This window comes from Paenibacillus methanolicus, from assembly GCF_008124765.1.
GTDB lineage: Bacteria > Bacillota > Bacilli > Paenibacillales > Paenibacillaceae > Paenibacillus_Z > Paenibacillus_Z methanolicus.
Genome location: NZ_VNHS01000009.1, coordinates 326777 through 351813 on the forward strand (window position 1 = coordinate 326777; position 25037 = coordinate 351813).

Here is a 25037-nt window from a genome sequence, read left to right on the forward strand (position 1 = left end):
GAAGGCGGCATAAACTATACCATCCAACGCCAAGAGGGGTGCTGCCGGATGGGCTACACGGTGCAATATATACCTCTGCACAAAATCAAGGCCGGGTTGAGCGCCAAAACCACGAAACGCGGCAAGGAGCTTCATAAAGTCGCGCAGGATTGCATGCAGCTGTTGGTCGTCCGCAAAAGCCGGAAAGACGGCGGTTACGTCATTCTGAGCGGCAATACCCACCTGGACTATTACAAGCGATTCACGAAGAAGAACGCCGTACCCTGCCTGGTCGACGAGGGCAAGATCGCGACGGCTTGGGCCGCGCTCGTCGACCGTTATCGCAAACGCCATCGCCCCCAAGATCTGCCCTACGCGAACGCGGATCGGATCGCCGGCAACGGCTTGGCCATCATCCGTTCGTACTTGAAGCAGGATGCCCGGTTCAAGAAGCTGTCCCGGCGCGAGCAGCTACGGGTGCTTCGGCTGGGTTGGCAATATAAGAAGACGACGATCCGCGCCATGAAAGCGAAGGTAGATGAGCTGATGAAGAGATAAACTTGCTCAGCCGTCTCTAGAGGGTCGATGAACATGTCTTCTACCTTCACCTTCAAATGGCCTCTAATCGCACAAAAAAGGCGTTACAGGGACTTGCTCCTGTGACGCCTTTTTCAATTGGGAGCACTCCCGTTACATAGCCGCGTTCTTCGAGGAGGAGGCGGCAACGGGACTTCGCCGGCGCCAGACGAACCAATTGGCCGCGAGCAGGAGGAGCGCGTAGCCCCATGCGCCGAACGGGATGAACGTGATGGCCACATGCGCCAGCGCGAAGGCGACAATCAGCAGCACCAACCCGAACATGGCGACGCCGCCCCCGCCCGTCGCGCCTTCGAAGGCATGGGAGAACGGCAGCTCCCGGTTGAAGACGTTGAAGCACAAGTAAGCATACAGCAGCATCGCCAGCAGCACGGCAACCAAATCCGGCAGAATGCGCAGCCCGAACAGCGCCGCGAAGATCACTGCCAGCGCCGCGAAGACCGGGGCGAACAACCGAAGCAAGGCGGCCTTCAGGACGCCGGTGACGATGACCTGCCGATGCGAGACCGGCGCCACGCCATAGATCCACGCTCCCTTGTATGTCCCGGAGAACTTCATCATATAGGCGACGGTCGGAATGAGCATCCCGCTGAAATAGATGGTGATGTAAGAACGGCTGCCGGAGAAATCCTCCCAGGACATATCCGAGAAAGCCGAATACAGGAAGATGAACGGGAAGATGATCGAGAACCCGACCGAAGGATACGTCTTCAGCTTGAATTCCCGCTCGCCCTTCAACATATTCAGCGTGAACCGGAAGAAGGTCCGTTCCTCGCTTGTGCGGCAGAGCAGCCGCGCGGCGCGATCCGCGAAGCGGCTCTTGCGGGAGGCGCGCATGGCGCCCTGGTCCGCCAGCTTCTGCAAGTTACGCTCGAAGACGGGGATCAGCTTGCCGTACAGCAGCATGGCCAGCACGGGGATCAGGACGGCAAGCACCGTCAGAAGCAGCGTCGGCGCCGATCGATCCCCGTGCAGCAGCAGCTCGAACGGCGCGGCGAACCAGATCGGAGGCACGAAGACATGCCACCATTGGAACAGGAAGTTGACTTGCAGCTCCATCCACTCGAACGAGCGCGCCACGACCTGATAGCCGACCGCGATGACGAGCGACAGGAGAATCTGGACGTAATTGATCATATCCTTCAGTTTCTCGCCGTCGAACAAGCGGAGCAGAACAATATACAGCAGCGCCGTCAACACGACGATGAGCATATTGGCGAGGACGACCTCGATCAGGAAGAGCAGCAGGAACGCTAGTCCGTGCCGGATCGCGCCGGCTAGGAGCGACGGCCCCGCGAGCGCAGCCGTCAGGAAGGATAAGTAGATCAGAATATGAACCGTTCGGGCCGCATGAATCGTGCGCGGATGGACGGGCTTCGTATGCAGGATGCTCTTATCCCGCAGATCGAGCAGCACGGAGGAGAAGTCCGAGATCATCGACGTCGCGATCAGGAACATGAACATGCCGAATACGATCGCCGCTTGAAACATGTAGTTGTCGCCCATGACGACGAACGGGACCAATATAAGACCTAGCAGCGCGTATAACCAGAGCGAGCGGATGAAATAATTGACGTCCGGCAGCGGCCCGCCGGTGTCGGCTTCTTTCTTCTTGTTCGAGGTCTGCGCGATCACGGTCGGCACCCGCCGGCTGTCCATCGTCAGCTTGACCTGCAGCATGCGGCGCATTATCGGGTAGTCCACGCCGAATGCCGCGAACAGGCGCTTCGTCCGATCCAGCAGCTTGAGCGAGGCGAAATCTCTCATCGGTCACCCCTCCCGCACGATGGACACGAACTGCTCGGCCAGCTGCTTGTAAGCGTGAAATCCGGTCAGCTGGTTGAAAATTTGCTCCAGCGACCCTTCCTGGCTCTGCGCCTTCAGCTCTTCGAAGGAACCGTCCGCAACGATGCGCCCGCCGTCGATCAGAATGATGCGGCTGCTGATTTTCTCGACGACCTCCATAATATGCGAAGAGTAGAAAATCGTCTTGCCCTGCGCGGCCAGCTGGGTCATGATCTCCTTGACGACCATGACGCTGTTCGCGTCCAGACCGCTCAGCGGCTCATCGAGGAAGAGGACGTCCGGGTTATGCAGCAGGCTCGCGATGAGCATCACCTTCTGGCGCATGCCCTTCGAGAACGAATTGATTCGGGCATGGTAGACGGATTCCAGCTCGAACATCGCCATCAGACGGAGCGCCTTGGAGTCGGCTTCTTCATAGGTTAAGCCGTACAGCTCGCCGACGAAGGTCAAATATTCGCAGGCGGTCAGGTTATCGAACAACTCCACGACTTCCGGCACGTAGCCGATTCGCCGCTTGTACGCATAGGCTTCTTCGGACAGGTCCTGACCGAACAGCTTCACCTCCCCGGTGTAGCCTCTCACGAGGCCGAGCATGATTTTGACGGTCGTGCTCTTGCCGGCGCCGTTCGGTCCGATATAGCCGATAATTTGACCCGGATAAGCTTCCAGATCGATCCCTTGCAGCACATACCTGTCGCCATATCGCATGCGCAGATCGCGCGTGACGATAACAGGCTCGGTCGCATGGTGCACGATGGTTCCTCCCTTCAGAAAGTAGGCTTCTATATTTTACCATGGGCAACCGCGTAATGGAGGCGACGACCAGACGAATGACATGAAAAAAGGAGAGCCAATGGCTCCCCTCTCCCTTACACCGCGTGCATCTTCTGCGCGGAGTATAGCTTATGATACCGGCCTTGCAGCGCCATCAGCTCGTCGTGCGAACCGCATTCGGCGACGCCTTTGTCGGCGACGTACATGATCTTGTCGCAGTTCTTTACCGTGGACAGGCGGTGGGCGATGATGAACGACGTTCGTCCTTTGAGCAGTTCGTTCAACCCCCGCTGCAGCAGCCGCTCGGTCTGCGCGTCGATGGACGAGGTCGCTTCGTCCAGGATGAGGATGCGCGGGTCGGCGAGCAGCGTCCGGGCGAAGGAGATGAGCTGCCGCTGGCCTTGGGACAGCTTGGAGCCGCGCTCGTTAACCTCCGTCATGTAGCCGTGCTCGAATTCGCGGATGAACTCGTCGGCGCACACCGTCTTGGCGGCGGCGATAATCTCCTCCTCGGTGGCATCCAGCCGGCCGTAGCGGATATTGTCCATAATCGTGCCGGAGAAGATGAAGCTGTCCTGCAGCATGATGCCCATCTGGCTGCGCAGCGACTTCAGCTGCACCTGGGCGATGTCGTGACCGTCGATCCGGATTTGGCCGCCCGTAATGTTATAGAAGCGGGAGATCAGGTTGACGACCGTCGTCTTGCCGGCGCCCGTCGGTCCGACGAGCGCGATGCTCTCGCCCGCCTTTACCTGGAAGGACAGGTGCTCGAGAATGTTGTGCCCCGGGTCGTAGGCGAAGGTCACGTCGTCGAACGTCACCTGGCCTTGGATCGGCGGCAGCGCCTTCGCGCCCGGCACGTCGCTGACGGTGACCGGCTCGTCGAGCGTCTCGAAGATCCGCTCCAGATAGGCGACCGCGTTGATGAAGCTGTTGTACAAGTTCGAGATGTTCAGAATCGGCTGCCAGAAGCGCGCCGCATAGCTGCTCATCGCGAGGATGACGCCGAAGGTGATCTCCTCCGGCCCGAGCGCCAGCAAGCCGACCAAATAGATCGACGTCGTGACGATCGTCGCCAGATTGTCGACCGAGAACGGGATGAGGAAGTTCAAGTACATCGTTCTCATCCACTCCTGGCGGAAGCTGGTCGACAAGCGGGTGAAGAGCCCTTCGTTATGGTTCTCGCGTGTGAAGATCTGGGTGACGCGAATGCCGCTGATGCTCTCCTGCAGATAGGCGTTCAAGTTGGAGCTCTTGTTCGAGACGGCCTGCCACGCCCGGCGCTGACGCGTCTTGATGAGCATGATGACGCCCAGGAACACCGGAAGTCCCGCAAGAATGACGAACGACAGCTTGACGTCCACGGCGAACATGAAGATCGCGATGAAGAGCAGGTTCAAGATCTCCAGAATAAAGTTGATGATCCCGTTGGACAGCACATCCGAGACGGAGTTGACGTAGTTGACGACCCGGATGAGAATCTTGCCCTGCGGCCGGTCGTCGTAATACTGGAAGGGCAGCTCCTGCAGATGTTTGAACAGATCGGTCCGGATATCGAAAATGATGTCCTGGCCGACCCGCGTCATCATGCGCGAGCGGATCGTTGCCAGGATGACGCTGACCATGATCGTGGCGAGCAGCAGAGCGGACCAGCCGATCAGCCCGCCTTTATCCTTGGCCGGAATCGTGACGTCGACGACATGCTGCATGATCAGCGGCGCCGACAGCGCGATCCCGGCCGACAAGGCGCTCAGGACGAAGGCGATGATCATCGGCTTCTGCTGACGTTTGATGTAGACGAGCGCGCGACGGAAATGCTTGATATTAAACGGACTCTCGAGATTCTCGTCGATATCGAATTTATTCCTGGCCACTGACTTTCGCCTCCCTTCCGATGCCTTCGTTCTGCAGCATGAATACGTCGTAATAGTAGCCGCGCTTCTTCAGCAGCTCGGCATGCGTGCCTTCCTCCACGATCTTGCCGCCATCGAGAATGAGGATGCGGTCGGCTTCGGCCGTCGTGGACACGCGCTGGGCGATGATGATTTTGGTACAGGGGAACTCAAGCTCCCGCAAGCTCTTCTGAATATGCTCCTCCGTCTCGAGATCGACGGCGGAAGTCGTGTCGTCGAGAATGAGGATCGGCGGCTGCACGGCGAGCGCCCGGGCGAGCGCAATCCGCTGCTTCTGCCCGCCGGAGAGGCCGACGCCGCGTTCGCCGACGATGGTGTCGTAACCTTCCGGCATCTTCTCGATGAAGTTGTGGGCGGCGGCCAGCCGGGCGAACTCGACGACGTCTTCTTCCGGCATGTCGGGATCGCCGTAGGCGATATTGCCGTCGATCGTATCCGAGAACAGCAGGACGTCCTGGGTCGCCACGCCGATATTGCCGCGCAGCTCATTCAGCGCAAGCTTGCGGACGTCGGTGCCGTCCACGAGGACGCAGCCCTTCGTGACGTCGTAGAAGCGCGGAATGAGATTAATCAGCGTCGTCTTGCCGGAGCCGGTCGCGCCCATGATGGCGATCGTCTCGCCGGGCTCCACTATGAAGCTGACGTTGTCGAGGACGGTAGCGCTGTCATATTTGAAGCTGACGTTCTCGAACTGGATGCGGCCTTGGTAGCGGCGTTTGGCGCGATCGCCGTGCGCGTTGACGATGTCCGGTTCCGCGTAGTACACATCCATGATTTTGGTCAAGCTGGCGAAGAAGCGCTGAATATCGTTAATGATGATGCCAATGCTGCGCATCGGGTTGGATAGTCCCCAGATGAGCGCGGTGAACGCGGCGAATTCCCCGAAGGTGAGGCGTCCGTCCATAACGTAGAGACCTCCGGCCACCATCAGGATGACGGTGAAGCCCTGCGAGAAAATCTCGAGGTACGGGAAGTAGTCCAGCCAGACCAAGGCGGCCGCCTTATTGGCTTTGGAGTAGTTCACGCTCTTGTCCGTAAACTTCTCGATCTCGTACTCCTCGCGCGCGAACGCTTTCACGACGCGATTGCCGGCGATGTTCTCCTGCGTGATCGTATTGAGCTGCGACAGCCGCTCGCGCAGATCGACGTACATCGGGCGCACGCGTCTGGCGAAGATGAACGCCACGAGGAAGATCGGCGGCGACAAGATGAGCAGCCACAGCGTCAGCTCGACGTCGATGTAGAAGAAGTAGACGACGGCCGCCAAGAAGACGGTGAGCGATTCGATGATCGTCTTGATGATCCACGACAAGGTGTGCCGCACCATATCGAGGTCGCCTGTCATCTTGGTCATGAGGTCGCCGGTGCGGTTGCGGTCGTAATACCGCATGTCCTGGCCCTGAATCTTGTTGTACAGGAAGATCCGCACCCGGTAGAGCATGTTCTGCGAGGCGCGTTCGTACAACATCGTCGTGAAATACGCCAGGCCCGTGCGAAGCAGCGAGAAGCCGATCATCCCGAGGCCCAGGGCGATCAAGAGCCCTCGTCCGTCCGCCAAATTCCGAGCCGCATCCGGTCCCGCGATGAACTCGTCGACGATGCGCTGGCTGAGATACGGGTTGATAATGGTGAGCGAGCAGCCCGCCACCGAGAGGCAGAGCGCGAAAATATATCGAACCCGGTCTCCCTTCAAGTTGTGCCAAAGCCACTTGAATTGAAACATGCGATCACCAGTTTCCATTGTAGTGTGGTAGTGCTTCATGGCAATAAAGGCAATAAAGAAACAATGGAATTATATCACATGTAGAAGAGGGCGCTAGCGGTTTTCTGCGTCGGCGGTCCTATTTTCGTCATTGGTTACTTTTCTGCAAATTTTAAAAAAGTCCGGCTGGACCGGCGGGATACAATCGGGCGGAGAATACGGCCGAACAATTTGTTATAATTCAGATACATATGTAACAACATTAATTGGCTCAGGTCCGAGGGAGGTTGGACATGATATCGAATCCGGATGAGAAGAAGACGCACACCTATCAAGACTGGTTATCCTGGGACGGCGCATGGGAATTAATTAACGGCAAAGCCTACAAAATGTCGCCCGCACCGAATACGCTGCATCAGTTCGTGGTCGGCGAGCTGCATTTTGCCTTGCGAACGTACTTTCAGAATCAAGGTAGCTACGTGTTTGTGGCGCCGTTCGACGTGTTCTTCAGCGAGAGCGATCAATACGATCGGCCTGATCATGTCATACAGCCAGACCTCTCCGTCGTCTGCGCCAAAAATCAGATAGCCCAAAACGGCTGCCACGGAGCTCCGACGATGATTATCGAGGTACTGTCGCCTTCTACCGCGTTAAAAGATTTCAACGAAAAGTTCAACCTCTATCAACGGTATGGCGTTCAAGAATATTGGATCGTCGATCCCGGAAACCGCACGATCCATGTATATGGCCTGCAGGACGGCTTGTATCAGGTGAGGGAGTTATCTACGGAACAGGAGACCGTGCATTCCTACGTGTTCAAGGACTTTCAAATATCCAGAAGCAAGCTGTTCAGCCTGGACGCTTAATATTATGATGACCGATTCCGGCAGAGATCGGTTTTTTTGACGTTGTCTGGGAACGAACGGGGAGGGCTAAAGGGGCGATGAATGTTGAGGAATATATTAACAATTGCGGATAATATGAGAATAGAGTAAGGACGCTTCATAAGACGATGAAAGCGGTGAAGGAATGTCGGATAATTGGGATACCTATTTTACGTACCTTGAGGATAAGCCAGCCTCATTTTTACTAGATCTCGAGCCTTGGAGCGATGGCGCGAATGAAGAGTTAGATCGCTTGTACCGGCTCCGCGTCATCTTGAAAGAACCGACCGACAACGGATTGACGAATCAGGACGAAGCCTCCCTTCTGAACGGCATCGAAGATTCGATACACGACTCTTTAGATGAGGGTTATTTGTTTGTCGGGCGGTTGACCACCAACGGCAGGAGAGACTTCTTCTACTACGCGAATGCCGAGGATGGCAGCGAAATAGAGCGGCTTGCCGTTCGCTTTCTAGAAGGTTATCGGTTTGACCTCGAACGCCTAGAGGAGGATAAGCCGCGGAGCTTTTATTATGAATCGATCTATCCGAACAAAGCGAATCGGCACCGCATGACCAACCGGCATATCGTCGATAAACTGAAGCAACTGGGCGATCAATTGGCGAAGCCAAGAGACGTCAATCATTGGCTCTATTTCAACTCCGCGGCGTCACGCAACCAATTCAAAGCGCGCGTTCAACAAGACGGATTTCAGATTGTAGATCAAAATGACCGAGAGAATAAGTATGCACTGAAGATTGCCAGAGCGGAAGTGATGGAACTGCTCGCTATCGGTGACGTCACCGACTATTTGGTTCGGACGACTTAACAATATGCTGGAGAGTATGACGGCTGGGAGACGATGGTCATCAAGCAAGGACGTTTCTTGAAATACAAGAATTTATAAGTTTCACTTTTATTCATTCACCTTGTATTTCTCCGGAACGATACTCGTCTCGCCGCAAAGGACGGCGAAAGCCGTTTCGCCTTGAACGGATTGAAGCGGGTGCTGGGACGAGCTTAATCGCAATTTGCCAAAAACCCGCAAGCGAAACCGCTTGCGGGTATCTTTTTACTTACGCCAAGCATTCGTCGCGCAGCTGCGCGAGACGCTCGGCCGTCAGGCCGAACTCCTCGGCGAAGAACGCGTCGACGGAGCCGTACGTCTCCTCGAGCTTCGCGAACACCGCCTCTAGGAAGGCCGGCTGCAGCGCCATGTTGCGCGCGATCTCCGCCGCCTTCTCCGCGCCGAGCACGTCCTTTAGCTGATCGGCCATCTTGTCGAACATGGGCAGGAGCAGCTCGTTCGAGAGCAGGTAATCGGCGATGATCGTTTCCTTCGGCACGCCGAGCGCGAGCAGGATGAACGACGAGCCGACGCCGGTGCGGTCGCGGCCGCCCGCGCAGTGGTGCAGCACGCCGCGGCGGCCCGGATCGGCGATCGCCTCGAACAGCTGCTTGTACGCCGGATTGCCGATGGCCATTTCGGTATACATCCGCGTGAACGTCTCCAGCGTCATTTTGCTGAAATAGTCGTCCTTGATCAGCTCGCGCATATCCGCCTGCACGTCGTGCTTGATTGCCGGGACGCGCACGTTCGCGGCGCCCTCGAGCGCTGGACTCGGCTTCTGCTCCGCTTCGTTGTCGCTTCGGTAATCGATGATGGTGCGGATGCCGAGCGATGCGAACAGCGCCTTATCCTGCTCGGTCATGCCGGTCAGCTCCGCCGAACGGAAGAACAGGCCGTGTTTGACTTTCCGGCCGTCCGCCGTCTCATACCCGCCCATATCTCGGAAATTCAGCACGCCTTCAAAGGGGAGAATCCGTGGACCGTTCTCCAATTGTCGTTGATCAATGCTCATGCGCTTATTCCCTCCGTATTCGTAATCGAAAACTGTTCATGTTCCTTGCCTTCGTAAATATGCTCGATGTACCCTTCGTGCAGCTCGGACGGCGGTCCGTCGAACACGACCTTGCCGGCCTTGATGCCGACGATCCGGGTTGCGTACCGCTTCGCCACGTCGACTTGGTGGAGATTGACGAGGCAGGTGATGCCCTGCTCTTCGCAGTTGGCGCGAAGGGCGTCCATGACGATCTTCGACGACCTCGGGTCGAGCGAGGCGATCGGCTCGTCGGCGAGGATGAGCGACGGCTTCTGCGCCAGCGCCCGGCAGATGCCGACGCGCTGCTTCTGTCCGCCGGACAATTCGTCCGCGCGCTTGTAGATCTCGTTCTCCAGGCCGACCTTGCGCAGCAGCCGGATCGCTTCCTCCTTATCCGCCTCGCTATAGCGGCTGAACATGCCGGCGAAGGAGCTCATATGGCCGAGCCGGCCATGCAGCACGTTCTCCAGCACGCTTAACCGATAGACGAGATTGTAGTGCTGAAAGATCATGCCGATGTTGGCGCGCACTTGGCGCAGCTCCTTCTTCCGGGCTTGCTCGACGCGTACGCCTTCGAAGGCGATGCTGCCGGACGTCGGTTCGGCGAGCCGGTTGATCGACCGCAGCAGGGTCGATTTGCCCGCGCCGCTCGGACCGATGACGGCGACGAATTCGCCGCGGCTCACGTCCAGGCTGATGCCGGCAAGCGCCGTGTGCTGCTTATTATACTGCTTGGTCAACTGCTGTATGGACAATAAAGGTTCCATCGTCGTTTCTCCTTTCGTAGGGCAGATTGGTTTGCGTGTACAACCGGGAGGTTGGACATGCAGCATTCTGCCGCTTTCCTCCCTAGTGCCCTTACTTGCTCCCCTTGCCTGCCAGCTTGGTGCGGATCAGATTCGTGCCCATCTCGAGCAGGAACAGCGTGATGAACACGAGCAGCATGCCGAGCATGAGCGGCGCGAATTCATAGAAGCTGATATACCCCTGCAGCAGGACGCCGATGCCGCCCGCGCCGACGATGCCCAGGATGACCGTCTCCGCTACCGTAATCTCGAACTTGAAGGCGATCAGGGCAAGGAAGCCGGTGAGCAGCGTCGGCAGGAGGCCGTTGCAGACGACATGCCACCACGTGCCGCCGACGGAGCGGATCGCCTCGGCCGTATCCCGGCCGGCTTCGTCGATCTGGTCGGAGAAGACGCGGATGAGGAAGGCGATCGTCGGCAGCAGGAGCCCCACGACGCCGGCCATCGGGCCGAAGCCCATGCTGGCGACGGCCAGCAGCACCCAGATCGTCGTCGGAATCGTCCGGATGATGACGATCATCGCCCGCAGCGCGGCCGAGACGTACCGGTTCGGCGTCGTCGCCCGGGCCACGACGAACGCCAGCAGCAGCGAGATCAGCACGCTGAGGACGACGCAGAGGAACGCGATAATGATCGACGTCAGCAGCTCGCGGAGCATTTTCGGCAGCTCCTCGAACGACAGATGCATCATCTGGCGCGCCATGTCGGGTATGCGTTCAAGCCCGGACGCGAACTGGCCGTAGCTCAGATCCAGATAGAACAGGCAGGGGATGAACAAGACGAGCATGCCGAGGAAAAAAAGCCGCTGCTGCCGCTGGGTCGATCGGTGGCTAATCGGAATCTTCATCTTAGATCAATCGCTCCCTAATTTTCTGGGTGACCAGCTCGACCGCCAGGATCATGACGATCAAGATGGTGATGACCGTCGCGGTCTTGCCATATTGGAACAAATCCATCGTTTGCTTGATTTTGCTGCCGATGCCGCCCGCGCCGACCAAGCCGAGGACGGCCGACGCGCGGATCGTCAGCTCGAACATGAACAGCGTCCACGTAATAAAGCCGGGCATGAACTGCGGGAATACGCCGTGCTTGAGCCGCTGCCAATAAGTCGCGCCGCACGCGTCCAGCGCCTCGAGCGTGTCGGGGTCGATCTCCTCGATCGATTCCGCGTAGACGCGGGCGAGGAAGCCGCTGCCGAACAGAATGAGCGCGAGGATGCCCGGCAAGCTGCCGACGCCGAAGAGGACGACGAGGAGCGAGGCCCACAGCAGGAACGGGACGTTGCGCAGGAAGGAGACGATCCCCCGCAGCGCGACCCGTACCTTCCCGCTGGGCGTCGTCGGCCGTGCCATCATCAGTCCGACGGCGGAGCCGATCAGCGCCGAGAAGCAGGTGGCGACGATTCCGAACGCCAGTGTATCGAGCACCGGCTTGGCGTAGTCCGAGACGCTCGAGAGGTTCGGCGGGAAGAAGTCGGTCGCCAGGAAACGGATGAAGATCGGAATGCCGGTGACGAAGGCGATCCAATCGAACCGGATGTACCAAATCGAGAACAAGAAGGCGATGAGGAGCAAGGCAACAGACGCGAGTCTCTTGGCCTTGCGTTGTCGGGTTGCTGCTTCGGCATGCATGAACGCGGCATCTCCTTTAGGCGGATGTTATTGCTCCAGCAAGTCTTCCGGACTGAGATTCAGCATCTTGGCCGTGTCGCGCAGCTTGTCGTAATTGCCGTCGTTCGCCTCGATGAATTTGGCGCCCGGCATGCCGAGCAGGCCTTCGAAGAAAGCGGGATTGTCATAGGAGAGCAGGAATTCCTTGACGCTGTCCTTGAGCGTCTGCGGCAGATCGCCGCGGATGCCGATGGCCGTGCCCGGCAGCGATTCGGAGCCGGCGATGATGCGGTAGGAATCCTTCTCGATGACGCCCTTCTCCTCGAGCATGGCCGGGATCATCGCCGATACGCCGGCCGCGTCGTATTGGCCGCGGACCACGCCGAGCATCGCTTTGTCATGGCCGCCCGCGAACTGGACGTCCTTGAAGAAGTCGTTCTCGAGTTCCTCCGGCGTAATGCCCAGCTCCTTGACGATAGTCGCCTTCGGCATGAGGTGACCCGTCGTCGACACCGGATCGACGAAGCCGAACGTCTTTCCTTTCAGATCGGCAACCGTCTGGATCGGCGAATCCTTCGGCACGACGATGACCGAAGCGGGCTTGTCCGCCATGGCCGGCATCGTAATCTCGGCGATCGGTTCCACGCCGGCGCGTTCCACGGCGACGATGTACGAGAACGGACCGAACAGCGCGTAGTCGGCTTTGCCGTTCTTCATCGCTTCGATGGCGGCGTTATAGCTGGTCGCCTGATACGATTCGACCGGGAGGCCGATCTTCTCCGACAGCTTCGTCTCGAAATCCTTGTTCAGCTCCTGCGTCTTCGTGTCGGTCTCCTGCGGCAGGTAGGCGATGACGAACTTCTCGGGTTCGCCGCTTGCGCTGCAACCGGCAAGCATGATAACGACGAGCATAAAGGCCAATACGGACAGCAATCTCTTTTTCAACTGACTCTCCTCCATTTGGTTAGGTGGGGATCACCTTGATATGCACCTAATATACAAGTTGTATGTAAATGAAGTGTCAGCGGAATGTAGAGGTTTTGCGAAGTTGCGCTTTTGGAGGGGGACTTGTAAGATAGGGAAAGATTGGAGATTTACAAGCTTCGAAGACGGCTGTGAGAAAAAGGTGGTTTATCCATGTCCAATGCAGATACGGCCTATGCGGCCATTCGCGGCAAGCTCTTGCACGGCGAATATATGGCGGAAACGCTGCTCTCGGAGAACGTGCTCGCCGAGGAGCTTCAGATGAGCCGGACGCCGGTCCGGGACGCGATCTTGCGTCTCGTGAACGAAGGGTTCCTCGTGTCGCTGCGCAATCGGGGCATTCTCGTGCGGCGTATCCCGATCAAAGAAATCTACGATTATATGCAAGTGTTGAACCTGTTCCAGAAGCATGCGATCGAGGCGGCGGTCGAACAGGGGCTATCGTTCCCGATCGAGGAGCTGCGGCGGTATTTGGAGGAAGAGAAGCAGGGGGCCGCGAATAAAGACTACTATCGGTATGTCGTGCACTCCTTGCGGTTCACCCGCTGCTTCATGAGCGTGGCCGGCAACGAGGCGATGATCAAGGTCGTCGATTCGTATCACGACCGGATGATTTTCGTCTCGATCACGAACTACAACCGGACGCCGCACACGCCGCATTATTCTTCGATTCCGCTGCACGAGGATATTCTGGCGTCGCTGGAGGCGAGTGATTACGAGCGGACCAAGCACTTATTCGATGACTTCTTGCGCAAGTCGAAGTACCGGATGTTCGAGCTGGGGTATTAACGCGATCGAAGGCGGGCAGGGATGCTTGGCGATGTCGTTCATCGCATGTGAGGTCGTAATATTGCCCAAGACCTCCGCATACAATTCAGAGGTAAGAAAATCAAGAGGCGAAAAGACGCGGGAGCGCCTCGGAATGCCCTCGCGTCTGGACTGCGCCGCGTAATCAGCCTCGGAACTGATTATGCAGGTTCGTAATCGTTGCCGCCTCTTCGTCGGAGGAAACCGCTGGCTGCCCGTTAGCGGTTTTTTCGTCTTGGCGCGCACGCGCGCTCTTCGCGTTCTTCGCGGTCTTCAAATACTCCAACAAGGCGGTAGCAAAACCAAAGGCTGCGGTAAGAAGCGAAATAAGGGCTGTAAACACGTTCATGGTCATGTTCACCTCCGTCTCCAAACTTACCTTTCCTGCTTGCCTTTCTCCTCTCCAAACCGGCTGTCCGCAAGGGAAGAAACCTACTTACCCTCACTAATTTATAATCCCGAACATATGTTTATATGCCTAATCGGTAATAAAACTGTAATAATTTCGCTGGCCGCTACTCTTTCATTCGACGGCGGTATGTCAGAGGCGTGACGCCCGTCAGCTTTCGGAATTGGTGGTAGAAATGGCGCATGCCCTGAAAGCCGCAGACGAGCGCGATCGTCTCGATGTTATCGTCGGTGGTCAGCAGCAATTCTTTGGCCCGGACAAGCCGCTTGGCATTGACGTAATCGGTCACGTTCATCCCGGTCAGCTGCTTGAAGACGCGCGAGAAGTGGCCCGGGCTGACGCAGGCTGCGGCCGATAAGGACGCGAGTCCTCCGCACCGGACCGGGTCGCGGTCAATGTCGCGCAGCGCTTGTTGGACCCACCGGGGAGCGAACGCCGATTCCGGCGAAGGGGCCGGAGCCGTCGCGATCGGAAGCCGGGAGAGCTCCAGCAGCACCTGGTGCGCTTGCAGCCACATCGCATGACGATAGCCGGGTGCCTTCGCGTGCCATTCGCTCGCCATGGCGGCGATATTGGCTTCGATTCGCGTCCGGACCGGTTCGGACAGCGTGAATTTATACTGCTGTCGCTGACGCGCGATCTCGAAACTCCGAAGCGGACGATAGTCTTCGCCGGGCAGAACGGGCTGCGCGAACGAAGGCGCGAAGAACAAGGCGGTCGACATAATCGGTTCGTCCGCGGACGGGAACGCGCGGTGAACGGTATTCCCGGGGATCAGGAACAGATCGCCGGGGCCTTTGTCATAGAGCGCCTGGTCGATGAAGAACGTCCCCTTGCCTTCGTGAATGTACACCAATTCGTACAAGTCGTGCACATGATCGGGCAGTTCGTTCTCCGAATATCGGATGCCGCGATGGACCAGCTCGAACGGGAAGAGCGGATCGAGACGGAAGGGTTTGCGGATTGGTTGCATGCCGGCTGCCTCCTTGGAGGAATGGATACGATACCGCTAGCGTAACAGAATCGGCTCCGAAATTGCAGGGGTTGTGGCTGCCATTCTCCTAGACTTTCCGCCGCTTCTGTCCGATTCGCCGCTGGACGGCGAAGAGGCCGAGCGCCAGGAGGACGCCGAAGAGCGTCATCGTCATGTCCTTCTGGGCGTCGAACGGATCGCCTTGCATCCCGAGATACTTCGCGGCCAACTTCGGGTCGAACAAGACCGCTGCCCACATTTCGAGCAGCTCGAACAACCCGCTGGCCGCGACGATGAAGGCGAAGGTGACGGCATATTGTCCGGCATGGCGCAGCTTCAACCGGAATAATACCGCTTCCCGCGCCGGGAAGGCGAGGAACAGCCCGAACGCGAAATGGACGATGCGGTCGTAGATGCCGCGCTTCAGATGGAACAAGGACTTCAGCCAATCGTCGAGCGGCGTCAACTGATAGGTGAAATGCGCGCCGTATGTATGCAGCGCGAGGAATGCCGCGATCAACAGGTAGCTGACGTTGGTCAACGGGAGTAGGCGGTGCGTCCAGATCAGCAGGATGATGAAGCTGATCGACAGCGCGTTTTCTACAAGCCAGATCTTCCAGTCGAGCGGCCGAATCGCCATGCATACCCAGAAGACCGCGAACGCGACGATCGTAACTTGAAGCAGTCCGTTGGCTTTAAACCGGATCTGATGGCTCCTCAGCAGCTTGGACCAATTGACGGATCGCGACTGCTTCCCGGATGGATAAGCCACCGCGCTTCCCCCTTTCTACATCGCCGAAATGGACAAACGTTCCAATATCCATAGCGTTCCCAATCACGGCCCAAGCATAAACTTCCATCGCTTCGTCTCGTGGTCTTGCTGTTGCCGATGGGCTACAATGGAGTCATCCATTGGGGTGCGTATACCACGCGAACCACGACTATGACCATGGAGGCACCCTGCCTCGGGGAGCCGTTGGGCTAAAGGAGATCCATTGATATGAACACTACGAATTTCCCGGAAGCGATTCGAATTCCGCCCGGCTTCTGGGAAGGGCTGCGGCAATTGGGTATCGTCCCATCGGCTCTCGCCCGTCAAGCGCGGCTGCCGCTCGACATCGACGCGGCGCCCTTCGTCACGACCGCCCAATATTTCGCGATCTGGCAGGCGTATGCCGAGCTCGCCGGCGATATCGCGCAGGGAATCGTCAAGCTTGCGACGGCGTTCGAGACCGCTCAATATCCGCCGACCGTCCTGGCGCCTTACCATGCGCGCGATTACCGCGAAGCGCTGGTCCGCATGGCGCGCTACAAGCAGCTATGCCCGCCCGAGAGCTTGAGCATCGCCGAGGAAGGCGAGCGCTGCGTAATCGATTTGAACTGGCAATGCGCCGGGGAGTCAGGTCCGCCGCTGCTGGCCGGCATTACGCTGGCCTTCCTGTTGGAGCTCGGGCGACGCGGCACGGGGAAGCCGTTGACCGCGCGGCTCGTTGAATTCTCGCAATCGATGGGCGATACGCGGGTGCTGGAAGCTTACTTCGGCTGCCCGGTTCGAACCGGCGCGTCCCGTAACCGGCTGACGCTGCGACGGCGGGATTTGGAACTTCCTTTCAGCTCCTATAATGAAGAACTGCTGGACATTCTGACGCCGGCGTTGGACCATTTGCTGGTCGAACGGCGGAGCGGCCGCACCGTGGCCGAGACGGTTATACGAATCATGAAGCGCCGCTTGTCCGAAGGGGGACTCGATATTCGATCCGTCGCGAAGGAGCTCGGCATGAGCGATCGGACTTTGCAGCGCCGCCTTGCGGACGAGCAGGCGAGCTTCAAGCAGCTGCTAACGCAAGCCAGACGCGAGCAGGCGCGGGCTTTCTTGGCCGACCCGTCGCTCGACATCAAGGAAGTGGCGTTCTTGATCGGCTATGAAGATCAGAATTCGTTCTACCGCGCCTTCCGCCTCTGGGAAGGCGATACGCCCGCCAACTGGCGGCTGGCGCATGCGGGGCGAACTAGCATCGGGCGCGGCGGTATCGTGGCGAGGCGAGTCGGCGCGGCGGATGGCGCGCGAAGCAAGAACGTTGGCGGAGGCGGCTAGTTACCGCGCGATGCGGACCGCGTAATATATTCCCTATCCGATAGTCACAGAAGGAGACATGCAGCATGGATATGGGTTTAAGCAACAAAACCGCTTTGGTTACGGGTTCTACGAGAGGGATCGGGAAAGCGATCGCGACGGAGCTTGCCAGAGAGGGCGTTCACGTTCTCGTGAACGGGCGCAGCGTCGAAGAGGCCGAGCAGACCGTGCGGGAATTGAAGGCCGCCTTCCCGGCGACCTCGCCTCGCAATGCCGCCGCCGACCTAGCGGATGCCGGGCAACGCGCCGCTTTGTTCGACAGGTTCCCGCAGATCGAAATCCTGGTCAACAATGCGGGGATCTACGAAATCATGCGTTACGAGGACGTGGGCGACGACGATTGGGACCGCTACTTCCAAGCGAACGTGCTTGCCGCGAACGCCTTATGCCAATTTTATTTGCCCGCGATGTTGAAGCAGGGAGAAGGCCGGATCATGTTCATTGCGAGCGAAGAGGCCGTCATGCCTTCCGGACTGATGCCGCAGTATGCGATGACGAAGTCCATGCTGTTGTCGTTGTCGCGAAGCTTGTCCAAATTAACCGCCGGCACGGATGTGACGGTCAATACGATTATGCCAGGACCGACGCTCTCCGAGAAGGTGCGGCAGATCATCGAAGGAATGTACCCGAACGAAGAGATGACGTTCGCGGAGAAGGAGTCTGCGTTCATGGCGGCCAGCCTTCCGCAATCCGAACTGCGGCGATTCATTCGGCCTGCCGAGATCGGCCGACTGGCGGCGTTCGTCGGCAGTCCGTTCGCCTCCGCCTTCAAGGGCTCGCCGATCCGCATGGACGGGGGCATGGTGCCGACGATCTATTAACGAAGGCGCGCCCGAACGCTCGAATTACCCGATCGGCTGCAAGCACCAGATTTGGGACGGCGACCTGCGCCGGATTGCGGCGTTCTCCGCTTCATAACGTTCCATTTTGCTTGAGGAAGGGCTGTCCCGAACGGGACGGCTCTTTTACTTTATGGATGGTCCGATGAGAAACTGTGGTATAATTACCCACACGATGAGCGGGAAGAATGATTAAATGACATCGGTCGGAGGGGGAAACATGAGGGACGGTATCCTTCAACGCAATTTTGTTCAACTGTTCGGACAGGGCGAGAAAACGATGATTCTGGCGCACGGCTTCGGCTGCGACCAAACGATGTGGCGCTATATCGTGCCGGCCTTTACTAATGAGTATCGCGTGGTCGTCTTCGATTTCGTCGGTTCCGGAAGGTCGGATTGGAGCGCCTATTCGCCCGAACGTTACCGCGACCTGAACGGGTATGCCCAAGACGTGCTGGATATTTGCGCATGCTTGAACATTAGGGACGCCGTATATGTCGGGCATTCCGCGGCGGCGATGATCGGCATGCTCGCTTCGATCCGGCAGCCGGATTATTTCGAGAAACTGGTTCTGATCGGCCCTTCGCCGCGGTATATCGACGAGCGGCCGGATTATATCGGCGGGTTCGACGCGGCGGACATCGAGGGATTGCTTCAATTGATGCAGGATAACCATCAAGGGTGGGCTCAGTATCTCGCGCCGCTGGTCATGTCGAACGCGGATCGGCCGGAGCTGGCTCGGGAACTCGGGGAAAGCTTCTGCGCCATGGATCCCGATATCGCGCAGCGTTTTGCCCGGGCGGTCTTCCTGGCGGATAACCGGGCAGACCTCAAGCATGTCGCGCGACCCGCTTTAATCTTGCAATGCGCCCAGGACGTGATCGCTCCGCTTGAAGTCGGCGCTTACGTCCATCATCGCCTTCCGAACAGCACGCTGCGATTCATGGAAGCAACGGGTCACTGCCCGCACCTTAGCCACCCCGATGAAACGATCGGACTCATTCAAGACTATCTCCGACATGGAGCCTGACTAGCTGCTGCTAACGCTGAAAGGTGGCCGCCATGGGTTATGAACAGACGCACGCCGGGGAGAGCTGCACTCTTTGCATCTCGAACGAAGGGCTGATCCTGGATGCGAATGAACGGTTATTGAACTTGGTCGGATACGACCGGTTTGGCTTGATCGGCTGTCAATTCGAATCCGTGCTGACCAGAGCAAGCTCGCTCTTCTTTCATCTTTATTTTCATGCCTTTACGAGATTGAAGGGCAATATCCGGGAGCTGCATCTCATGCTCCGGGCGTCGGACGGAAGCGAAATTCCGGTTCTGCTGAAGCTGGAACAGACGGATCGAGACGGGGAACCGATATTTAGCTGCGACATTCAAGTCAAGGCGCAAGGGAATCCGGTCTAATGATCGATGAAGGAAAGAAAGGCGTAGGCACGCATGTGCTTGCGTCTTTTGTTGTTCCGGCCGTCCGATTCTATGCGATAATAGAGGGATGAGAGTAGAAATAGGGAACGAACCGGCAGTTGGGGGTATGAAGACAAGTATGCGAAAAGCCTATGCCAAAGTAACGCTGCTATTGACGATCGCCTTGATCGCGCTGCTCATCGCGAACAATCTGATCTACTATTTCATAAGTAAAGACAAGCTCGAGCGGCAAGAGGTCGACAATCTGAAGTCGCAAGCGCAAGCGATCAACAACATTCTCGAACATTCGCGGGAAGGGGCGGCCTACGTCGAACGGCTCGTCGGCGAGAAGCTGCGGGCGGACGCGCTGGCGATCCGATCCCGACTCGATCCGGATATTCGCGGCGTGACCAACGAGGAGCTGGACGCGCTGGCCCGGGAGCTTGCGATCGACGCCGTCACGCTGCTGATTAGAGAAGGGGATGCCTTCGTGCTCGCCCGATCGTCGAAACGCGAAGAGATCGGGCTGTCGACGAAGAACTGGGGGCTATGGAACAAGGCGTTCCTGGAGCTGTACGAGAAGAAGAACGTCTCGGCGATTGAATGGGGCGATTCGCTCGACCATTATTGGACAGGACCGTACTCCGTATCGGATACGAACGCGGAGGAGTTTTTCAAATACGGCTACTATTATGACGGGACCACGAATTATATCATCAACCCGTTCGTATCGAACGCGTCCATTCGGCAGTATGAGCAATCGGTCGGCATCGCGTCCATCATCGCCTCCATCACCGCTTCCGATCCGAGCATACTCGAGATTGCCGGCTTCAACCCGAGCGCCTTCGGGAGAGAGAAGGTCGTGGCCAAGAACAGCTCCGGCCAGACGTATACGCCCCGGTACTATGCTCCGGTCTTCTTCGGCACGAACGCGTACGCGCGCGACGAACTGGATAAGCGGGAGATCCGGCGGGCGATCGAGACGAAGGCCATCACCAGCTACAAAGCCGACGTGAACGGGCGAACGATCCTGAAGACGTTCATTCCGGTCTTCACGGATAAGATCAACGAGCTGGGCTTGGTGACGGACAACTCGGTCCGCGAGCTCGAACAGAATCTGAATTATTACGTCATCGGCATCGCGATCGATTACCGCGACATCCAGGATCGGCTCAACGGCATTTTGCTGGAAATGGGCATGATCATCCTGCTCGTCACCGTGATCTGCATGGCGCTCCTGCTCCTGTTGAATCATTACTTCGGCCGGTCCAAAGATCAAACGGCCATCGACGCGCAAACCACCTACGTGGATGAGATGAACCTGCTGTTCAACAACATCCGGGAGCAGCGTCACGACTTCGTCAACCACATCAACACCATCCATGCGTTGGCTCAAGTCCAGAAGTATGACGAGCTTCGCGCGTATACCCAAGAAGTCGTCGGCGAAATTCACGACATCAACCAAATGCTCAATATCGGCAATCCTCCGCTGGCGGCTTTGATCCAAAGCAAGCTCGTGCAGGCGCAGCGGAAGGAGATCCGGTTCACGTACGCCTTCTCGAATATGAGCGCATTCCCGGAAGGGGTGCGGTCCGTCGATTTCGTGCGCATGCTCGGCAATTTGATCGATAACGCGTTCGACGAGGTCGCGAAGGTCGAACCGGAACGAAGAACGGTCGAGCTGACGGGCGCGATCGAAGCCGGCCGGCTCCGCTTCGTCGTCCGGAACGCCGGATCGATCGATGCGGCGGTCATGGACCGGATGTTCGAAGCGGGCGTCACCTCCAAGCCGGAGGGCCGCAATTCGGGGCTCGGCCTGCCGATTACGTTAGCCATCGTGAAGCGGTATAAGGGCACCATCAAGGTCGAGAATGACGACGGCGTCACATTCACGATCGAGATTCCGGTCGCGTCATGAGATTGGGGTAGCGCACGGCGCGGCATCTGGCTTAATAGCATGGCAACTATCATTCATCGTCAAGGAGCCTGATTATGCAAATTAATGTAGGCATTATCGGAACGGAAGCCATCGTAAGCCTCATCTTGCGGGTCATCCGGACGTTCCCGACGTTTCGTCCGCTGGCGCGCGTCGTCCGTAACGAAGAAGAAGCGATCGAAGCGGCGCGGGAGCTCGAGGGGGAGGCCGAGGCGCTCGTCCTCTCCGGGGCGCTCTCCCATCGGGAAGTGAAGCTGAGGGCGGCGCTCAGGGTGCCGGCGTTCTACGTTCCGCTCAACGGCGCGGGGCTATACAAGACGATCTTCGCGGCGTTCCGCGCGGGCAACTTGGAGAAGGGGGTCTCCGTCGACTCGCTGACGAAGGCGATGGTCGACCGGACGCTCGCCGATCTCGGGCTGAAGCAGACGAAGGTCGTCGTCTACGACGGGCCTGCCTACGATTCGACGGGGAAGCTGGCCGAGTTTCACCGCCGTCTTGCCGAGACGGGCGCCTGCGGAACGGCCTTCACCGGCGATCCGCAGGCGGCCGAGCGGCTGCGCGAGCTCGCGATCCCGTGCGAGGTCATCGTCCCTTCGGACCAGGACATCATCGTCACGCTGGAGCGGGCGCTGCTGTCGACGGAATCGCGCAGGAGCAAGGAATCGCAGATCGTCGTCGGCATCATCAACGTGGACGATTTCGGCAAGATGGCGACCAAGCGCTCGAGCGAGCACGAGGTGCAGAAGCTGAAGCTGGATATTCATCGCATGGCGCTCAATTACGTGGAGCTGTTCGACGGTTATCTGACGACGCTCGGCGGGGACGAATACTTATTCTTCACGACCCGGGGCATCTTCGAGAAGGAGACCGGCGGCTACAAGACGATCCCGTTGTCCAAGGACGTGTACAAATCGTTCGGGCTGTCGCTCAGCGTCGGCATCGGCTTCGGGACGACGGCCGGCGAGGCCGGCACGAACGCGCGGAGCGCTCTGCGCAAGGCGAAGGAGGCGGGCGGCGACGCGTGCTACATCGTCCGCGAGGACGGTACGCTGATCGGACCGCTTGAGATGGCCGATCCGGTGCAGACGATATTGGCGCCGACCGACGCGGCGCTTATCCGGCACGCGGAGGAAGCGGGGATGACGAGCGCGTATTTGAGCAAGCTGCTCTACCATATGGCCAAGCACGACAAGTACGAATACAAGGTGCAGGAGCTGGCGGATTTGCTGGGTATTACGACCCGCAGCGCGCATCGGCTGCTGAACCAATGGATCGACGGCGGCCTGGTCGACGTCGTCGCTTATGAGAAGGTTCCCCGCGGCCGGCCGAGGCAAATTTACCGGTTCACGTTCCTGATGGGCCGCCAAGCGTAGCCTCGTCAGGTCGATTTAAAGACGAATTTATCTCCTGTCTTTATATATATCGCTAGCGTATGCTTAAGGCGAAGCAAGGAAGAAGACAGGAGAGGGGCGAAGGCGATGCTGCGAACGCTGGAACAATTGGAGCAGAAGCTGGCCGAGCCGAACGAGGCGCTCGTGCGGGACTTGGCGCGCGTGGACGGCGATATTATCCTGCTGGGCGTCGGCGGCAAAATGGGGCCGAGCCTGGCGAAGCTGGCAATGAACGCGATTCGGGAGGGGGGCTTGAACAAACGGGTCATCGGCGTATCGCGCTTCTCGAACGCCGCGGCCCGCGAAGAGCTGGAGCAGGCGGGCGTCGCGACCATCTCGTGCGAGCTGTTGGACGACGAGGCGCTGCGCGCGCTCCCGCACGCGGACAACGTCATCTATATGGCGGGCAATAAGTTCGGGACGAAGGGCCGGGAGCATTTCACGTGGGCGATGAACGCGTATTTGCCCGGACGGGTGGCAGAGAAGTTCAAGGATTCGCGTATCGTGGCTTTCTCGTCGGGCAATATTTATCCGTTCCTGCCGACGGCGAGCGGCGGCGCGAGCGAGCATGTGGCGCCGGAGCCGCTCGGGGAATACGCCCAATCGACGCTGGGCCGTGAGCGCATCTTCGAATACCATTCCCATAAGAACGGAACGCCGATGGTCATGTACCGGCTCAACTACGCGATCGATATGCGGTACGGCGTGCTGCTCGAGCTGGCTCGGGCGATCCACGAAGGCCGGGAGATCGACCTGACGATGGGCTTCGCGAACGTCATCTGGCAGGGGGACGCGAACGCGATGGCGCTGCGCTGCCTGCTGCACTGTAGTACGCCGCCTAATACCGTAAATATTACGGGTCCGGAAACGATGTCGATCCGCTGGGCGGCGCGGGAGCTTGCGAGCCGTCTAGGCAAGGAAGCAAGGTTCACGGGCAGCGAATCGGAGACGGCACTGCTGAACAACGCGTCCAAATCGCATCAATTATTCGGGTATCCGACCGTATCGCAGCTGCAGATGCTCGACTGGACGGCAGGATGGGTGCAAGAGGGCGGCATGACGTGGAACAAGCCGACCCACTTCCAGGAACGAAAGGGGAACTTCTAGATGGCTGCGGAACTAGAGTCTGCCAAGTTATTGTCGTCCGAGCTCGGCGCGGCGCTGCACGACGGTCTCGTCATCCCGGCCCATCCGCTGGCGCTCGATGAGCACCGCAAGCTCGACGAGGCGAGCCAGCGGGCGCTGACCCGCTACTATATCGCGTCGGGCGCCGGCGGCATCGCGGTAGGCGTCCACTCGACCCAATTCGAGATCCGCGATCCCGAGCACGATCTGTTCGAGACGGTGCTGCGGATGGCGGCCGAGGAGATCGACCGGGCGCGGCTGGACCGTCCGTTCATCCGGGTGGCGGGCGTATGCGGCCCCACGGAGCAGGCGCTCCGGGAGACGGAGCTCGCCCTGTCGCTCGGCTACGACGCGGCGCTGCTCAGCATGGGCGGGCTAGCGGACTGGGGTGAGGAAGCGCTGCTCGAGCGGACGCGGCGGATCGCCGCGCGCATGCCGGTCATCGGCTTCTATCTGCAGCCGTCGGTCGGCGGCAGAACCTTCACCTACGAGTTCTGGCGCGCCTTCGCGGATATTCCGAACGTCGTCGCGATTAAGCTGGCTCCGTTCAACCGGTACCAGACGCTGGACGTGGTTCGGGCGGTCTGCGCATCCGATCGTCGGGACGACATCGCCCTGTACACTGGCAACGACGATAACATCGTCGCGGATCTGCTGACGACGTACCGGTTCGCGATCGACGGCCAGCTTGTGGAGAAACCGATCGTCGGCGGCTTGCTCGGCCACTGGGCCGTATGGACGCATCGGGCGGTCGAGCAGCTCGCCGCCATCAAGGTAGCGCGCCGCGGCGAGAAGATCGATAGGGAATGGCTGACGAAGGCGGTCGAGGTGACCGACGCGAACGCGGCGTTCTTCGATCCGGCGCATGGCTTCCATGGCTGCATCCCGGGCATTCACGAGGTGCTGCGCCGTCAAGGGCTCATGCGCGGCATCTGGTGCCTGAATCCGGACGAGACGCTGTCGCCGGGACAGCTGGAGGAGATCGACCGGATCTATGCGGACTATCCGCATCTGAACGACGACGATTTCGTCCGCGCGAACCTGGCGCGGTGGCTCGCGGCAGATTAGCGCC

24 protein-coding genes are annotated in these 25037 nt (G+C 58.7%); 12 read left to right on the forward strand and 12 right to left on the reverse strand.

From position 1 onward, the window contains the following. The first annotated feature begins 48 nt into the window (after positions 1-48). Positions 49-537, forward strand: coding sequence for a hypothetical protein (locus BCM02_RS23880; RefSeq protein ID WP_148931631.1), 489 nt, complete (start codon positions 49-51; stop codon positions 535-537). A 132-nt stretch (positions 538-669) separates the two neighbouring features. Here the strand turns inward: BCM02_RS23880 and BCM02_RS23885 are convergent, their stop codons facing one another. The 4 genes from BCM02_RS23885 to BCM02_RS23900 all read right to left on the reverse strand — a co-directional run bounded on the left by BCM02_RS23885 (position 670) and on the right by BCM02_RS23900 (position 6792). Beyond that, the gene (locus BCM02_RS23885; protein ID WP_148931632.1) at positions 670-2343 is read right to left on the reverse strand and encodes a hypothetical protein; all 1674 of its coding nucleotides are present in this window, start codon (positions 2341-2343) and stop codon (positions 670-672) included. A gap of 3 nt (positions 2344-2346) precedes the next feature. Then, a complete protein-coding gene (locus BCM02_RS23890; RefSeq protein ID WP_148931731.1) occupies positions 2347-3090 on the reverse strand; it encodes an ABC transporter ATP-binding protein in 744 nt (247 codons plus the stop codon). A gap of 161 nt (positions 3091-3251) precedes the next feature. Continuing rightward, complete coding sequence (locus BCM02_RS23895) at positions 3252-5030, reverse strand: ABC transporter ATP-binding protein (RefSeq protein ID WP_148931633.1); 1779 nt, start codon at positions 5028-5030, stop codon at positions 3252-3254. Beyond that, positions 5017-6792 carry an ABC transporter ATP-binding protein gene (locus BCM02_RS23900; protein ID WP_148931634.1) on the reverse strand — a complete coding sequence of 592 codons (1776 nt, stop codon included), beginning with the start codon at positions 6790-6792 and terminating at the stop codon, positions 5017-5019. Before BCM02_RS23900 ends, BCM02_RS23895 begins: the two co-directional genes overlap by 14 nt. A 272-nt stretch (positions 6793-7064) precedes the next feature. Between BCM02_RS23900 and BCM02_RS23905 the strand changes: the two genes are divergently transcribed. Together BCM02_RS23905 and BCM02_RS23910 are read left to right on the forward strand one after the other, a co-directional pair. Beyond that, on the forward strand, positions 7065-7637 hold the full coding sequence (locus BCM02_RS23905; RefSeq protein ID WP_148931635.1) for a Uma2 family endonuclease: 573 nt from the start codon (positions 7065-7067) through the stop codon (positions 7635-7637). A gap of 163 nt (positions 7638-7800) precedes the next feature. Continuing rightward, complete coding sequence (locus BCM02_RS23910; protein ID WP_148931636.1) at positions 7801-8484, forward strand: DUF695 domain-containing protein; 684 nt, start codon at positions 7801-7803, stop codon at positions 8482-8484. A gap of 247 nt (positions 8485-8731) precedes the next feature. Here the strand turns inward: BCM02_RS23910 and BCM02_RS23915 are convergent, their stop codons facing one another. From BCM02_RS23915 to BCM02_RS23935, 5 genes are all read right to left on the reverse strand, one after another. Further along, the gene (locus BCM02_RS23915; RefSeq protein WP_148931637.1) at positions 8732-9517 is read right to left on the reverse strand and encodes a tyrosine-protein phosphatase; all 786 of its coding nucleotides are present in this window, start codon (positions 9515-9517) and stop codon (positions 8732-8734) included. Next, entirely contained in the window at positions 9514-10305 is a 792-nt protein-coding gene (gene phnC, locus BCM02_RS23920) for a phosphonate ABC transporter ATP-binding protein (protein WP_148931638.1), read from the reverse strand. The genes BCM02_RS23915 and phnC overlap by 4 nt, the downstream gene beginning before the upstream one ends. Positions 10306-10396: 91 nt before the next feature. Further along, entirely contained in the window at positions 10397-11191 is a 795-nt protein-coding gene (locus tag BCM02_RS23925) for a PhnE/PtxC family ABC transporter permease (protein ID WP_148931639.1), read from the reverse strand. Position 11192: 1 nt separating this feature from the next. Continuing rightward, entirely contained in the window at positions 11193-11975 is a 783-nt protein-coding gene (phnE, locus tag BCM02_RS23930) for a phosphonate ABC transporter, permease protein PhnE (protein ID WP_148931640.1), read from the reverse strand. Between the two features lie 27 nt (positions 11976-12002). Further along, on the reverse strand, positions 12003-12899 hold the full coding sequence (locus BCM02_RS23935; protein WP_148931641.1) for a phosphate/phosphite/phosphonate ABC transporter substrate-binding protein: 897 nt from the start codon (positions 12897-12899) through the stop codon (positions 12003-12005). Between the two features lie 192 nt (positions 12900-13091). Here BCM02_RS23935 and BCM02_RS23940 point away from each other — a divergent pair, with 192 nt between their 5' ends. Next, positions 13092-13727: a GntR family transcriptional regulator gene (locus BCM02_RS23940; protein ID WP_148931642.1), complete on the forward strand. Its 636-nt coding sequence runs from the start codon at positions 13092-13094 to the stop codon at positions 13725-13727. Positions 13728-13890: 163 nt separating this feature from the next. Here BCM02_RS23940 and BCM02_RS23945 read toward each other — a convergent pair whose 3' ends face one another. The 3 genes from BCM02_RS23945 to BCM02_RS23955 all read right to left on the reverse strand — a co-directional run bounded on the left by BCM02_RS23945 (position 13891) and on the right by BCM02_RS23955 (position 15899). After that, positions 13891-14094, reverse strand: a complete 204-nt coding sequence (locus BCM02_RS23945) for a hypothetical protein (protein ID WP_148931643.1) — start codon at positions 14092-14094, stop codon at positions 13891-13893. Positions 14095-14260: 166 nt separating this feature from the next. After that, on the reverse strand, positions 14261-15127 hold the full coding sequence (locus BCM02_RS23950; protein WP_148931644.1) for an AraC family transcriptional regulator: 867 nt from the start codon (positions 15125-15127) through the stop codon (positions 14261-14263). Between the two features lie 88 nt (positions 15128-15215). Further along, positions 15216-15899 carry a DUF2238 domain-containing protein gene (locus BCM02_RS23955; protein WP_148931645.1) on the reverse strand — a complete coding sequence of 228 codons (684 nt, stop codon included), beginning with the start codon at positions 15897-15899 and terminating at the stop codon, positions 15216-15218. A 228-nt stretch (positions 15900-16127) separates the two neighbouring features. Here BCM02_RS23955 and BCM02_RS23960 point away from each other — a divergent pair, with 228 nt between their 5' ends. The 8 genes from BCM02_RS23960 (at position 16128) to BCM02_RS23995 (ending at position 25033) form a co-directional block, all read left to right on the forward strand. Next, positions 16128-17222 (forward strand): AraC family transcriptional regulator, encoded by a 1095-nt coding sequence (locus tag BCM02_RS23960; protein WP_148931646.1) that lies wholly within the window; start codon positions 16128-16130, stop codon positions 17220-17222. A 65-nt stretch (positions 17223-17287) separates the two neighbouring features. Further along, positions 17288-18082 (forward strand): SDR family NAD(P)-dependent oxidoreductase, encoded by a 795-nt coding sequence (locus BCM02_RS23965; RefSeq protein WP_148931647.1) that lies wholly within the window; start codon positions 17288-17290, stop codon positions 18080-18082. A 238-nt stretch (positions 18083-18320) separates the two neighbouring features. Continuing rightward, on the forward strand, positions 18321-19130 hold the full coding sequence (locus BCM02_RS23970) for an alpha/beta fold hydrolase (protein ID WP_148931648.1): 810 nt from the start codon (positions 18321-18323) through the stop codon (positions 19128-19130). A 32-nt stretch (positions 19131-19162) separates the two neighbouring features. Next, on the forward strand, positions 19163-19513 hold the full coding sequence (locus BCM02_RS23975; protein WP_148931649.1) for a PAS domain-containing protein: 351 nt from the start codon (positions 19163-19165) through the stop codon (positions 19511-19513). A gap of 127 nt (positions 19514-19640) precedes the next feature. Next, a complete protein-coding gene (locus BCM02_RS23980) occupies positions 19641-21431 on the forward strand; it encodes a sensor histidine kinase (protein WP_187434381.1) in 1791 nt (596 codons plus the stop codon). Between the two features lie 74 nt (positions 21432-21505). Continuing rightward, the gene (locus BCM02_RS23985) at positions 21506-22822 is read left to right on the forward strand and encodes a GGDEF domain-containing protein (RefSeq protein ID WP_148931651.1); all 1317 of its coding nucleotides are present in this window, start codon (positions 21506-21508) and stop codon (positions 22820-22822) included. 105 nt (positions 22823-22927) lie between these two features. Further along, the gene (locus BCM02_RS23990; protein ID WP_425466199.1) at positions 22928-23947 is read left to right on the forward strand and encodes an NAD-dependent epimerase/dehydratase family protein; all 1020 of its coding nucleotides are present in this window, start codon (positions 22928-22930) and stop codon (positions 23945-23947) included. After that, a complete protein-coding gene (locus tag BCM02_RS23995) occupies positions 23948-25033 on the forward strand; it encodes a dihydrodipicolinate synthase family protein (protein WP_148931652.1) in 1086 nt (361 codons plus the stop codon). The last annotated feature ends 4 nt before the right edge of the window (positions 25034-25037 follow it).

Excerpts from the sequence above, each read along its gene's own strand:
- BCM02_RS23905 (WP_148931635.1), top strand. The coding sequence starts at position 7,065 with ATGATATCGAATCCGGATGAGAAGAAGACGCACACCTATCAAGACTGG.
- BCM02_RS23900 (WP_148931634.1), bottom strand. The coding sequence starts at position 6,792 with ATGTTTCAATTCAAGTGGCTTTGGCACAACTTGAAGGGAGACCGGGTT.
- BCM02_RS23995 (WP_148931652.1), top strand. The coding sequence starts at position 23,948 with ATGGCTGCGGAACTAGAGTCTGCCAAGTTATTGTCGTCCGAGCTCGGC.
- BCM02_RS23940 (WP_148931642.1), top strand. The coding sequence starts at position 13,092 with ATGTCCAATGCAGATACGGCCTATGCGGCCATTCGCGGCAAGCTCTTG.
- BCM02_RS23885 (WP_148931632.1), bottom strand. The coding sequence starts at position 2,343 with ATGAGAGATTTCGCCTCGCTCAAGCTGCTGGATCGGACGAAGCGCCTG.
- phnE (WP_148931640.1), bottom strand. The coding sequence starts at position 11,975 with ATGCATGCCGAAGCAGCAACCCGACAACGCAAGGCCAAGAGACTCGCG.
- BCM02_RS23970 (WP_148931648.1), top strand. The coding sequence starts at position 18,321 with ATGAGGGACGGTATCCTTCAACGCAATTTTGTTCAACTGTTCGGACAG.
- BCM02_RS23945 (WP_148931643.1), bottom strand. The coding sequence starts at position 14,094 with ATGAACGTGTTTACAGCCCTTATTTCGCTTCTTACCGCAGCCTTTGGT.
- BCM02_RS23915 (WP_148931637.1), bottom strand. The coding sequence starts at position 9,517 with ATGAGCATTGATCAACGACAATTGGAGAACGGTCCACGGATTCTCCCC.
- BCM02_RS23910 (WP_148931636.1), top strand. The coding sequence starts at position 7,801 with ATGTCGGATAATTGGGATACCTATTTTACGTACCTTGAGGATAAGCCA.
- BCM02_RS23950 (WP_148931644.1), bottom strand. The coding sequence starts at position 15,127 with ATGCAACCAATCCGCAAACCCTTCCGTCTCGATCCGCTCTTCCCGTTC.
- BCM02_RS23975 (WP_148931649.1), top strand. The coding sequence starts at position 19,163 with ATGGGTTATGAACAGACGCACGCCGGGGAGAGCTGCACTCTTTGCATC.
- BCM02_RS23925 (WP_148931639.1), bottom strand. The coding sequence starts at position 11,191 with ATGAAGATTCCGATTAGCCACCGATCGACCCAGCGGCAGCAGCGGCTT.
- BCM02_RS23985 (WP_148931651.1), top strand. The coding sequence starts at position 21,506 with ATGCAAATTAATGTAGGCATTATCGGAACGGAAGCCATCGTAAGCCTC.
- BCM02_RS23890 (WP_148931731.1), bottom strand. The coding sequence starts at position 3,090 with ATGCGATATGGCGACAGGTATGTGCTGCAAGGGATCGATCTGGAAGCT.
- BCM02_RS23965 (WP_148931647.1), top strand. The coding sequence starts at position 17,288 with ATGGATATGGGTTTAAGCAACAAAACCGCTTTGGTTACGGGTTCTACG.
- BCM02_RS23980 (WP_187434381.1), top strand. The coding sequence starts at position 19,641 with ATGAAGACAAGTATGCGAAAAGCCTATGCCAAAGTAACGCTGCTATTG.
- phnC (WP_148931638.1), bottom strand. The coding sequence starts at position 10,305 with ATGGAACCTTTATTGTCCATACAGCAGTTGACCAAGCAGTATAATAAG.
- BCM02_RS23880 (WP_148931631.1), top strand. The coding sequence starts at position 49 with ATGGGCTACACGGTGCAATATATACCTCTGCACAAAATCAAGGCCGGG.
- BCM02_RS23960 (WP_148931646.1), top strand. The coding sequence starts at position 16,128 with ATGAACACTACGAATTTCCCGGAAGCGATTCGAATTCCGCCCGGCTTC.
- BCM02_RS23990 (WP_425466199.1), top strand. The coding sequence starts at position 22,928 with ATGCTGCGAACGCTGGAACAATTGGAGCAGAAGCTGGCCGAGCCGAAC.